An 11450-nucleotide genomic window follows, 5' to 3' on the forward strand; every position below is an offset into this window, starting at 1 on the left:
CTTCATCGAATAGCCTGCCATGATGATAAGCATGTTGACCACCATCGATACGGTATTGGCTCGTTGGTCGCGCGCGCAAGTATTCGCTCTAGCCTTATGTGGTGTTTTATTGGTCGGGTTGGTCGACTACTTGACCGGGTACGAGCTGGGAGTTTCGCTGCTATATCTGGGACCGGTTGATGTCGCGGCGTGGTATATCGGGCGACGGGCGGGTTATATCGTGGCGGTACTATCGGCCATCGTCTGGTTTGCCGCCGACTGGGGGAGTGAACACCCGTACAGCCATTTGGCGATCCCGCTTTGGAATACCATGATTCGCTTCGGTTTTTTCCTGAGCAACGTCTTCCTTCTGGCTGAGCTGCGCGAGCATCTGGCCAACGAACGACGGCTTGCCAGAACGGATGCGTTGACCGGAACGCTCAATTCACGGGCGTTTACGGAGCAAGTGGAATACAACCTTGGGCTGGCTCGGCGCAACGGGAGTGCGCTGACGCTGGCGTATATCGATTTGGATGATTTCAAACGCATCAACGATAAGCATGGCCATAACGAAGGTGATCGGTTGTTGCGCGTGATCGGGCGGACCTTGATGCAAGGCACGCGCGGCACGGATCAGGTGGCGCGCTTGGGCGGCGACGAATTTGCCTTGTTGCTGCCGGGTACCGATACCGATGGCGCCAGGGAAGCGATTGGGAAAATCCGGCAACTCCTGCGGGAATCGCTCGATTCCGCCGGTTTTTCGGTAACTTGCAGCGTTGGAGCGATGACGTTTTCACGGCCTCCGCCCAGCGTGGATGAAGCGATCAGGGCGGCTGATCATCTGATGTACCGAGTTAAGAGTCAGGGCAAGGATGCGGTGGCGTTCGATACAAGATCATGAGAATCGAGCTCGAACGCCATTTCCATCCAACTCGGCGGAACACGTTATGGCCACTCTAGCGCTGTCCGATGGCACCGGCATCATCACTCGCCATGCCGATTTTCCATCCCGCCATGTCACACCCCGGCATGTCGATGTGTGGTGTCCGCCAGAGAATGGAGCAGGCTCGGCCACCCGCTACCCCGTTATCTACATGCACGACGGACAGAATCTGTTCGATCCCGCCCTGTCCTTCATCGGTGTCGATTGGGGCATGGACGAGGCGATGATGCACCTGATTCAAGAGACTGGCCGACCCGGCGCCATTATCGTGGGAATCTGGAACAGTCCGTTGCGGTTACGGGAATACATGCCGCAAAAGCCGCTGAACGCATCCGGGGGGGCAACGCATCCTGAACCGGTTTGTCGAGCAGACTGGGGGAGCGCCGCTGTCGGACGGGTATTTGCAATTTCTGGTCGAGGAACTCAAGCCGTTCATCGACGCCCGCTATCCGACTTTGTCGGACTCCGCGCATACCCTGGTGATGGGGTCCAGCATGGGCGGGCTGATTTCCCTGTATGCGTTGATCGAGTATCCCGATGTGTTTGGCGGCGCGGGTTGTCTGTCCACGCACTGGCCGATTGGGGAAGAGGTGCTGGTGGATGCGTTGGGCACGGCTTTACCGTCGGCGGGTCGGCATCGGCTGTATTTCGATTTTGGCACCGAAACCTTGGATGCAAACTACGAACCTTGGCAACAGCGCATGGACGAGTGGCTGCGAACGGCCAGCTACCGGGAGGGTCGGGATTGGTCGACGCGGAAGTTCGAGGGCGCGGAGCATTCCGAGCGAGCTTGGCGGGAACGGGTGCCTATTCCGTTGGCATTTCTGCTGGGGTAGTTCGACGCCGAGGCTGGCTTGCGAACCGCGGCGCCATTCCTGGCCCGCGCAAGGTTTTCATGGCGCTGGCCGGTAGCAATCATGGTCAGAATGGCCTGACCTTCAGTTATGCAGGATCTGGCTCAAGAATAACTTGGTCCGGTCCGATTGAGGATGGGTGAAGAACTCTTCCGGTTCGTTTTCCTCGATGATCTCGCCGCCGTCCATGAATATCACCCGATGGGCAACGGTCTTGGCGAAGCCCATTTCGTGGGTGACACAAATCATGGTCATGCCGTCCTCGGCCAGCGTCACCATGGTTTCGAGCACCTCCTTGATCATCTCCGGGTCCAGCGCCGAGGTCGGTTCGTCGAACAACATGATCTTGGGGTTCATGCACAGGCTACGGGCGATGGCGACCCGTTGCTGTTGGCCGCCGGACAACTGCCCCGGATATTTGCCGGCCTGCTCGGGGATCTTGACCCGCTCCAGATAGCGCATGGCGATATCCTCCGCCTGCCGACGAGGCAACTTGCGCACCCAAGTCGGTGCCAGTGTGCAGTTTTCCAGGACGGTCAGATGCGGGAACAGGTTGAAATGCTGGAACACCATGCCCACCTCGCGGCGGATCTGCTCGACTTGTTTCACGTCGCTGCTGAGTTCCTGACCGTCGACCACGATCCGGCCGCGTTGGAATTCCTCCAGTCGATTGATGCAGCGGATGGCGGTGGATTTGCCTGAACCGGACGGGCCGCAGACCACGATGCGTTCGCCTTTGCGGACGGTCAGGTTGATATCCTTCAGGACATGGAAAGTGCCGTACCATTTATGCACCTTTTCCATGCGGATCATCTCTTGCTCGGACAGCGGCACGGAAGAGGGTTCGTTCATCGGGCGGTTTCCTAACGCTTATGGCCGGTGTACAGGCGTTTTTCCAGGTTCTGGCTGTAACGCGACATGCTGAAGCAGAACAACCAGTAGACGGCGGCGGCGAAGGCATAGCCCTCGGTGGAGAAACCCAGCCAAGCCGGGTTGGTGGTGGCGTTGTGGACGATGTTCATCAGATCGAACAGACCGATGATCAACACCAGCGAAGTATCCTTGAACAAGGCGATAAAAGTATTGACGATGCCGGGGATAACCAGTTTCAGGGCTTGCGGCAGCACGATCAGCGCCATGGTCTTCCAGTAGCCCAAGCCCAGCGCCGCCGCCGCCTCGAATTGACCCTTGGGGATGGCTTGCAGGCCGCCGCGCACCACCTCCGCCATATAAGCCGACTGAAACAGGGTGACGCCGATCAGCGCCCGCAGCAGTTTGTCGAAGTTGACTCCCGCCGGTAGAAACAGTGGCAGCATCACCGAAGACATGAACAGCACGGTAATCAGCGGCACGCCGCGCCAAAGCTCGATAAAGATCGTGCACAAGGCCTGGATGGCCGGCATTTGCGAGCGCCGGCCCAGGGCAAGCAATACCCCAAGCGGCAGGGCGGCGGTCATGCCGACTCCGGCGATGATCAGGGTGAGCAGCAGGCCACCCCAGCGGCTGGTGTCCACTATTCGCAAACCGAACAAGCCGCCCTTGAATAGCACGAAGGCGACGAGCGGATAGATCAGCAGCAACCCCAGTCCCCACCGTACCTTGAGCTTGTTGGGCATGGCGCGCACGAACAGCGGCGCCGCACCGAGGATCAGCAACAGCAGGGCGGTGTTGACCCGCCAGCGTTGTGCTTCCGGGTAGAAGCCGTACATGAACTGCTCGAAATTGACTCGGATAAACACCCAGCAGGCGCCGCCGTTCGCTTGGCAGGCTTCACGACTATCACCGCTCCAGGTGGCGTCCAGCAAGGCCCAATGCAGCAGGGGTGGGATCGTAAGGTAGAGCAGGTAAGATGCTAGTACGGTCAGTGCGATGTTGAACGGCGAGGAGAATAGATTGCGGTGTAGCCAGCCGAACGCGCCGATGGTGCTGGCCGGTGGTGGCTCGGCACGAGATAGAGGTGTTTCAGCCATCGTTCAACGCTCCACCAGGGCGACCCGCCGGTTGTACCAGTTCATCAGCAGGGAAATCAGCAGACTGATGGTCAGATAGACCGCCATGGTGATGGCGATGCACTCGATGGCTTGGCCGGTCTGGTTCAGCACCGTGCCGGCGAAGGCGGCCACCAGGTCCGGGTAGCCGATGGCGGCGGCCAGCGAGGAGTTCTTGATCAGGTTCAGGTACTGGTTGGTCAGTGGCGGGATGATCACCCGCAACGCCTGCGGCAGGATGATCAGCCGTAGCGTCAGGCTGGAGTTGAGTCCCAGGGAGAACGAGGCCTCGGTCTGGCCGTGGCTGACCGCCTGGATGCCGGCGCGGACGATCTCGGCGATGAAGGCGGCGGTGTAGATCGACAGAGCCAGCAGCAGGGAAGCCATTTCGGGAATGATCACCAGGCCACCCTGAAAGTTGAAACCTCGCAGCTCCGGGACTTGCCAGACCAGCGGCGAGCCGGCCAGCCAGAACGTCGCGAGCGGCAGACCGAGCAGCAGCGCGAGCGAGGCGGAGAGCGTGGGGAATGGCTGACCAGTCTTCGCCTGTCGTCGTCGGGACCAGTGCACCAGGATGGCGATCAAGACGAGGGCAAGACCGAATGCGGCCAGTACCCAGCCAAACCCGGGTTGAAATTGCGGTGCGGGCAGGTACAGTCCACGAATATTCAGAAACGCGACCTCGCCCAGGCTCAGGCTCTGGCGCGGCGACGGCGCCGCCCGCAGCACCGCGAAATACCAGAAGAAAATTTGCAGCAGCAGCGGAATATTGCGGAAAGTCTCGATGTAGACCAAGGCCAGTTTGGCGACCAGCCAGTTTTTCGACAGGCGGGCGATCCCGACGATGAATCCGAGCAAGGTGGCGAACACGATACCCAGCGCGGAAACCAGCAAGGTGTTCAGCAGGGCGACCCAGAATACCCGACCGTAGCTTGAGGTTTCGGAATAGGGAATCAGGCTTTGCAGGATGCCGAAACCCGAGGACGAGGAGAGGAAGTCAAAACCGGAGGTGATGCCCAGTCGCCGCAGGTTGGTTTGAGTATTCTCGAACAGGTAATACCCAAAAAACGACGGTGGCGGCGAGGGCGATGACCTGAAAGGCGATGGCTCGAATTTCCGGGTCGTTCCAGAAGGGCGGCTTGACTGGCGTGTGGGTGTGTTCGGCCATGCGGATCTCGTGATGGCGGGAAGAAGGAGAGGCGGGTACCGTGTCTCGCGTCTCCTTGAGCTTTTCTATAACCGCTTACCGGACCGGTGGCGCGTACTGTAGGCCACCCTGGGTCCACAGCGCGTTCAAGCCACGCTCGATTTGCAACGGGCTACCCTTGCCAACGTTGCGATCGAAAATCTCGCCGTAGTTGCCGACCTGCTTGATCACCACCGCCATCCAGTCGTTGGCCAGGCCGAAATCCTTGCCCTTGTCGCCCTCGACGCCCAACATCCGCTTGACGTCCGGGTTGGTGGATTTCTTCATCTCCTCGACGTTCTTGGAATCGATGCCGAGTTCCTCGGCGTCGACCATAACGAAAAGGGTCCACTTGACGATGTCGAACCAGTCGTCGTCGCCATGGCGGACCACCGGACCCAGCGGTTCCTTGGAGATGACCTCCGGCAGTACGACATAATCGCTCGGCTTGGCCAGCTTGATGCGTTGGGCGTAGAGCTGCGACTGATCGGATGTCAGCACGTCGCAGCGGCCAGCTTCCAGGGCCTTGGCGCTCTCGTCGGACTTGTCATAGGTGATCGGGGTGTACTTCATCTTATTGGCGCGAAAGTAGTCGCTCAGATTGAGTTCGGTGGTGGTGCCGGCCTGCACGCACACGGTGGCGCCGTCCAACTCCTTGGCGCTCTTGACGCCAAGCTTCTTGTTGACCAGAAAGCCCTGGCCGTCGTAGTAGGTCACGCCGGTAAAATTCAGTCCTTGGGCGGAATCGCGACTGGAGGTCCAGGTAGTGTTGCGCGACAGCACGTCGATCTCGCCCGATTGCAGGGCGGTCAGGCGCTCCTTGGCGGTCAGCGGGGTGAACTTGACTTTGGTGGAATCGCCGAATACCGCGGCGGCGACGGCGCGACACACGTCCACATCGATGCCGCTGAATTTGCCTTTTTCGTCGGTGTGGGAGAAACCGGGCAGGCCGTCGCTGACGCCGCATTTGATATAGCCGCGCTCCTTGATGGCGTTGAGGGCCGTGCCGGCGTGGGCGCTGCTGGCAACAGCCAGCAATACGGTGGTGACGAGAGTGGCGGAGAGGGCTCGCCCGTTCATGGATGCCTCCTGGGTATGAAGTGAAACTGGGTGGGACTGACGCCGCATGTTGACAAGAGTAGTAGACCCACGGTGAATCCTGTAGTTGAAAGAGTACGCCAACTGTGTTTTTTTGCAGAATGTGTGCCGTTATCGTGTTTCTGTCGTTGTAAAGAGGTGGCGGGGATACTGTTTGCTGTTATAGAGTCATGAAAAGAGCTGCTACAACGCTTTGAAGAGTGGCGCTCGGTCGCCAGATTATGGGGGGAGCGGAGGATTGCCGATTGAGAGGGTATCGAAGCTATGCGCGGCGTGAAAAAAGTCGCATCTGCCTGAAAAAAAATCGCACCGTGTGCGAGCGATCGCCGGTTTGGCGGCACCACGAGTGGGCCTTCCGCTGGATCGGGCTGGAGTCTCGCGGCGCACGACATCGCTGTCGTTCCGCCAGCGGTCGTTCGGTGGGGGGAAACGCCCGGCGCGCATCTGAAAGCGAACCAACGGTGGCATTGTGACAGCGGCGGGGCGGCGGACCGCCGGATCGCCTGCCCGTATCCTATTGCTCGGCAAGCGCGGTAGCCTGGTCATGTGGTTGGAGAACTTGTACCGCGCCTGTGCCCGGTTGGGCCATCCCACACAGGTTTTCGCCATCAACGGCAACACCCCATTGTTGGGTTTGTGGGCCAAGTGGCAGGAGCGTACTTCGGCGGGTTCGGAGTGGATGCTGGCCCGCTTCGAGCGGGTACTCGCGCGTTTCCGCCCGGAGTTGGTGCTGGTGGCGGGGGTGTTCGGGGTGCCGCCGGACTATTACCGGTTGTTGTATGCCCAGGCTCGGCGCCCCGTAATCGCCGGTTTGGTGGGTGACCGTTTTCCCGCAACCGACAGCCGGGGGCGCGCCGATCGCTGCGACCGATTGTATTATACCGACACCCGGTTTTTCAGGGATGCCGAGGCCGCCGGTTTCACCACCGGGGGCCGCTACCTGCCGCTGGCGGCCGACCCGGAACTGTTTCGTCCGGCTCGCGTCACGCGTCAGCCCGAGGTGTTGTTCGTGGCTAGTCGCACTGCTTTCCGGGAGACTGTGGTGCGCGGCCTGGCGGCGCCCGCCCGGATCGTTGGCACCGACTGGAGCGATCTGGCGCAGGAAGGCTTTCATCGGGTGCGCAACCGCAAAATCGGCCGTACCCGGTTGGTGCGGCTTTACCAGCGGCACGTGGCGGTGTTGAACGCGCGCAACGAGGCCAATGTCGAGCACGGCCTCAACCAGCGCAGCTTCGAACCACCGGCCTGCGGCGCGGTGGTGCTGAACGACGATCTGGTCGATCTGCCGCGCTGTTTCGAGCCCGGACGGGAGATCCTGGTGTATCGTAACGCCGATGAACTGAATGCCCTGATCGCCCGGCTGCGGCGCGAGCCGGAGTTCGCCAGTCGAGTGGCGGCGGCGGGCCGGCGGCGAGTGCTGGCCGAACATACCTACACGCATCGGATTACCACCATATTGAACGACTTGGGCTTGTGAGCGTGGGGGCGACGGTTTGACTTGCAGAACCCTGACGGTGCCGATTCAAGCCGGGCGGCTGAAGCTGACCGTCCGGCACGAGGATCTGCCCGTGGAGCGCTGCCTGACTTACGCCACCCGCCAGAATCCTCGACGCTTGTATCTGTTCGTCAGTAAGGTGCTTGGCAAGCACTGGCCGGTTCGGCCCAGCGTCATGCGCGACATCCATGTTCGGCTGGCGGCCAAGATCGCCGCTTTGCCGGGGCCGCTGCTGGTGATGGGGATGGCGGAAACCGCGACTGCCCTGGGGCGCGGCGTCGCGGAAGAAGCGGCATCGCGGGCGGGGCGCGACGATGTCGTGTACCTGCAAACCACCCGTTGCCGCTTGTCGCGTCCGCTGGCGTTCGCTTTCGACGAATGCCACAGCCATGCCCCGGACCACGCGGTCTATCTGCCCGACCCGGAGCTGCAGCCGCTGTTTCGGGCGGCGCGGAGCCTGGTGCTGGTGGACGATGAAATTTCCACGGGCCGCACCTTGGTGGAACTGGCGCGCGCCTATCTGCGATTTAACCCCCGGCTCGAACAGATCGCGCTAGCCAGTATCGCCAATTGGTTGGATGCGGATCGGCGAAGGGAACTGGCGCTGCTGCTGGGGCGGCCGGTGGGGTTTCCCGCGCTGATCGAGGGGGGGTTCCAGTTCGAACCGGACCCCGATTTTCCCGCACCCGCGTTACCGGTGGTCGGTGCGGTCGCGGATCGCGCCCATGACGGCATCGCGATGGACCCGGCGTGTACCGGCGTGCTCGCCGGCCGCTGGCGCTCGGCGGTTGCATCGGCTTTTCCCGCGATGGTGAACGGAGGGAATCCATCGGAGCGCCCGCTGGCGGTGATCGGCACTGGCGAGTATGCCTATACGCCGTTTCGCCTCGCGCTGGCGCTGGAAGAGGCGGGGTACGACGTGCGCTTTCAGTCCACCACCCGCTCGCCGATCCTGATCGGGGATGCCATCGCCAGTCGCCGCGAATTTCCCGACCATCACGGTGACGGCATCCCCAACTATCTCTATAACCTCGATGCGGACCGCTTGCCGGTCATCATCTACGAGCATGCCGCCATGCCGGCCGCGCATGCGCTTCCCGGCCTGTTGGGCGGTTTGGCTTTCGCCGTGGAGGAATCATGCCGCGCATCGTGATCTTTCTCGATCTCGACGATACGATTTTGCAGACCGCGCCGAAATGTCCGCCCGCCGAGCCGGTGGCGCCGGCGGCGGTGGACCGGGCCGGTCGGGCATTGTCGTTCATGACTCGCGCCCAACAACGGCTGCTGGCGTTTTGGCTGGAGCGGGGGACAGTGATTCCGGTCACGGGTCGCACCGATGAGGCGTTGGCGCGTGTGACGCTGAAGTTCGATTCCTGGCGAATCACCCATCACGGTGCGGTGATTCGCCGGCCTGATGGTTATTTGCCGGCTTGGTGGCATGACGAGATCCGGCCGCTGCTGGTGGCGGCGCAACCACTGCTTTGGGAATATGCGGCCAGCCTGGAGTGGGGCGCGGCGACCGAGGGTTATCGGGTACGTAGCCATTCGGTCGATGAATGGGTGACCTATATTTCCGTCAAGGCCAATGCCGACGACGCCGTGCTGACCGAGCTGCGGACACGACTGGTTGCCATTGGTTTGCCGGAGGAACTGGCGCTGCACCACAATGGGAACAATCTGGCGATCACCGTCAAGGGTGTACAGAAGCAGGATGCCGTGCGGCGGGTGGCGGCGGAACTGAAACAGGAGGGACCCATCGTCACCATCGGTGCCGGCGACAGCCTGACCGATATTCCGTTTTTGCGCGGTTGCGATTTCGCGCTGGTGCCCAGGGACAGCCAGATTCAGACGGAGACTTGGCGCGAGTACGCGCCATGATCCCCTTTTCCGGTAGCTATCGGCCCGAAGACACCGTGTTCCTGCTGAAGCCGCTGCGGTTGGAAATGGTGGACGTGAACGCCAAGGAGCGGTTGATTCAGTCCGGCGCGCGCCACTACAGCGAAATGCTGTCTCCCGAGCAGGCGCCCAGCCCACGCTATCTGACGCTGTTCGAGCTGCTGGTCGACCGCTATGCGTCGCGGCTGGCGGCGGAGATTCTGGCGCTGGCACGCTATCTGGCCGGGACCCGGCCCCGGCAGGTGACGGTGGTATCGCTGGCCCGTGCCGGTACGCCGGTGGGTGCCTTGTTGGCGCGTGCTCTGCGCTGGTTGGGGCGGACGGATGTTCACCACTACTCGATTTCGATCATCCGCGACCGGGGTATCGACGAAAACGCCTTGGCGTTCATCTTGCGAAACGTTGGGCGTGCGCCGGCCGGATTGGCGTTCGTGGACGGTTGGACCGCCAAGGGGGTGATCGGCGAGGAGCTGCATTGGGCGCTGAAGCGTTGGAACGCCCATCAACCCGAACCGTTGGAGGAGGCATTGCATGTGGTGTCCGATATCGGCGGCGTTGCCGACGTGGCGGCGACCTACGACGATTACGCCATCCCCAGCGGGACCTTGAACGCAACCGTGTCGGGGCTGACCAGCCGTTCGATTCTCAACGAGGCCATCGGTCCGAACGATTTTCACGGTTGCGTATTTTACGAAGAGTTCGAACCGCATGACCGATCCGGCTGGTTTCTCGATCGGGTGGCCGGTTATTTCGCCGCCGCTGAACCGGTTTCGCTGCGCCGCGATTCCGAAGAACGGCGAGAGCGGCATCAAGCGATGACGAGTTTTCTGAGCCGATTGCATGCCCGTTACCGTGTCAGCGATCGCAACTTCGTCAAACCGGGCGTGGCCGAGGCCACTCGGGTGTTACTGCGCCGATTGCCGGGTCTGCTGCTGTTGCGCGCTGCCGATCATCCCGATGTCGAGCATCTGCGATTGTTGGCCGAGGAAAAACAGGTGCCCATCGTTATCGATCCGGCCATGCCCATCCAGGCCACCGCCTTGATCGAGGATTTGTCATGAGCATTATTTCTTTCGATGCTCGCGCCTTGCATCCTGGAGCCCGCGCTCACGTCGAACCCGCGCCCTTGCTGTCGGCGGCATCGTTGGGCGCCGCGCTGTACGTGCCCGCCAGTCGACCGGATTTGGCGGCCATCGCCCGTGATCACCGGCGGTCCGGCGCGCGGGCGCTGATTTTCTGCACCGAGGATGCGGTGCACGAACGGGATCTGGAGCGAGCACTGGCCCACCTGGCGGCACTGCTGCCGCAACTGGACCCTGGGCCGCCGCTGAAATTTATTCGCCCACGCAATCCGGCGGTGTTGCGGCGACTGTTGCGAATGGAGGGCATCGAGCGGGTGCAAGGCTTCGCGCCACCCAAATTCGACCCGCATACGCTGAGCGATTGGCTGAAGGTTTGGGACGGCCGGCATGGGCATTATCTGATGCCGATTCTGGAAACCGTCGAGGCATTCGATCGTCGTCGGATGGAACTGTTGCGCGATCGATTGGAGGAGAGCGGGTTGCGTGAGCAGATCCTGTGTTTGCGCATCGGCGGCAACGATTTGCTGAATCTGCTCGGTGTCCGCCGGGCGCGCGGTGCGACGGTGTACGATACGCCGCTGCGCGGGGTGATCGCCGATCTGGCGTGCATTTTCCATCCTGCCGGTTATCGACTCAGCGCGCCGGTGTTCGATTATCTGGATACGCCAGACGTGTTGGTGCGCGAGGTGGAAGCCGATTTGCAGCATGGCCTGATCGGCAAGACCGCGATTCATCCCACACAGATTCCGGTGATCGAGGGCTGCTATCGAGTGCCGCGCGAAGACTACGAGATGGCGGTGGCGCTGGTGGCGCCGGACGCGGCGGCGGTATTCAGGATGCACGATTCGTTCTGCGAACCGGCCACGCATCGGTGCTGGGCGGTAGCGGTGCTGGAGCGGGCGCGGGTGTTTGGGGTAAAGGAATGAGTG

Annotated in this window: 10 protein-coding genes and 1 pseudogene; 7 read left to right on the plus strand and 4 right to left on the minus strand. The window is 61.7% G+C overall.

What is annotated here, in order from left to right; genetic code table 11:
• Positions 1-31 precede the first annotated feature (31 nt).
• Both E4P82_RS08835 and E4P82_RS21990 read left to right on the plus strand, forming a co-directional pair.
• The gene (locus tag E4P82_RS08835; RefSeq protein ID WP_169248537.1) at positions 32-880 is read left to right on the plus strand and encodes a GGDEF domain-containing protein; all 849 of its coding nucleotides are present in this window, start codon (positions 32-34) and stop codon (positions 878-880) included.
• 443 nt (positions 881-1323) lie between these two features.
• The gene (locus E4P82_RS21990; RefSeq protein ID WP_246327457.1) at positions 1324-1758 is read left to right on the plus strand and encodes an alpha/beta hydrolase; all 435 of its coding nucleotides are present in this window, start codon (positions 1324-1326) and stop codon (positions 1756-1758) included.
• 102 nt (positions 1759-1860) lie between these two features.
• Here E4P82_RS21990 and E4P82_RS08845 read toward each other — a convergent pair whose 3' ends face one another.
• The 4 genes and pseudogenes from E4P82_RS08845 to E4P82_RS08860 all read right to left on the minus strand — a co-directional run bounded on the left by E4P82_RS08845 (position 1861) and on the right by E4P82_RS08860 (position 6030).
• Complete coding sequence (locus E4P82_RS08845) at positions 1861-2628, minus strand: ATP-binding cassette domain-containing protein (RefSeq protein ID WP_169248538.1); 768 nt, start codon at positions 2626-2628, stop codon at positions 1861-1863.
• Positions 2629-2639: 11 nt separating this feature from the next.
• A complete protein-coding gene (locus E4P82_RS08850; protein ID WP_169248539.1) occupies positions 2640-3746 on the minus strand; it encodes an amino acid ABC transporter permease in 1107 nt (368 codons plus the stop codon).
• 3 nt (positions 3747-3749) lie between these two features.
• Positions 3750-4932: pseudogene (locus E4P82_RS08855) on the minus strand (amino acid ABC transporter permease).
• Between the two features lie 75 nt (positions 4933-5007).
• Complete coding sequence (locus E4P82_RS08860; RefSeq protein WP_169248540.1) at positions 5008-6030, minus strand: amino acid ABC transporter substrate-binding protein; 1023 nt, start codon at positions 6028-6030, stop codon at positions 5008-5010.
• Between the two features lie 487 nt (positions 6031-6517).
• On the opposite strand from E4P82_RS08860, the gene E4P82_RS08865 reads away from it, so the two are divergent.
• Genes E4P82_RS08865 through E4P82_RS08885 form a run of 5 tightly spaced genes read left to right on the plus strand, consistent with a single transcriptional unit; the run spans position 6518 to position 11447 of the window.
• Positions 6518-7525, plus strand: coding sequence for a CgeB family protein (locus E4P82_RS08865; protein WP_211203081.1), 1008 nt, complete (start codon positions 6518-6520; stop codon positions 7523-7525).
• 16 nt (positions 7526-7541) lie between these two features.
• Entirely contained in the window at positions 7542-8696 is a 1155-nt protein-coding gene (locus E4P82_RS08870) for a phosphoribosyltransferase domain-containing protein (protein WP_169248542.1), read from the plus strand.
• A complete protein-coding gene (locus E4P82_RS08875) occupies positions 8681-9421 on the plus strand; it encodes an HAD family hydrolase (protein WP_169248543.1) in 741 nt (246 codons plus the stop codon). Before E4P82_RS08870 ends, E4P82_RS08875 begins: the two co-directional genes overlap by 16 nt.
• Entirely contained in the window at positions 9418-10500 is a 1083-nt protein-coding gene (locus E4P82_RS08880; RefSeq protein ID WP_169248544.1) for a cysteine protease StiP domain-containing protein, read from the plus strand. The genes E4P82_RS08875 and E4P82_RS08880 overlap by 4 nt, the downstream gene beginning before the upstream one ends.
• A complete protein-coding gene (locus tag E4P82_RS08885) occupies positions 10497-11447 on the plus strand; it encodes an HpcH/HpaI aldolase/citrate lyase family protein (RefSeq protein ID WP_169248545.1) in 951 nt (316 codons plus the stop codon). The genes E4P82_RS08880 and E4P82_RS08885 overlap by 4 nt, the downstream gene beginning before the upstream one ends.
• Positions 11448-11450: the final 3 nt, after the last annotated feature.

The sequence above is a fragment of the Candidatus Competibacter phosphatis genome, from assembly GCF_012939995.1.
GTDB classification, from domain to species: domain Bacteria; phylum Pseudomonadota; class Gammaproteobacteria; order Competibacterales; family Competibacteraceae; genus Competibacter; species Competibacter phosphatis.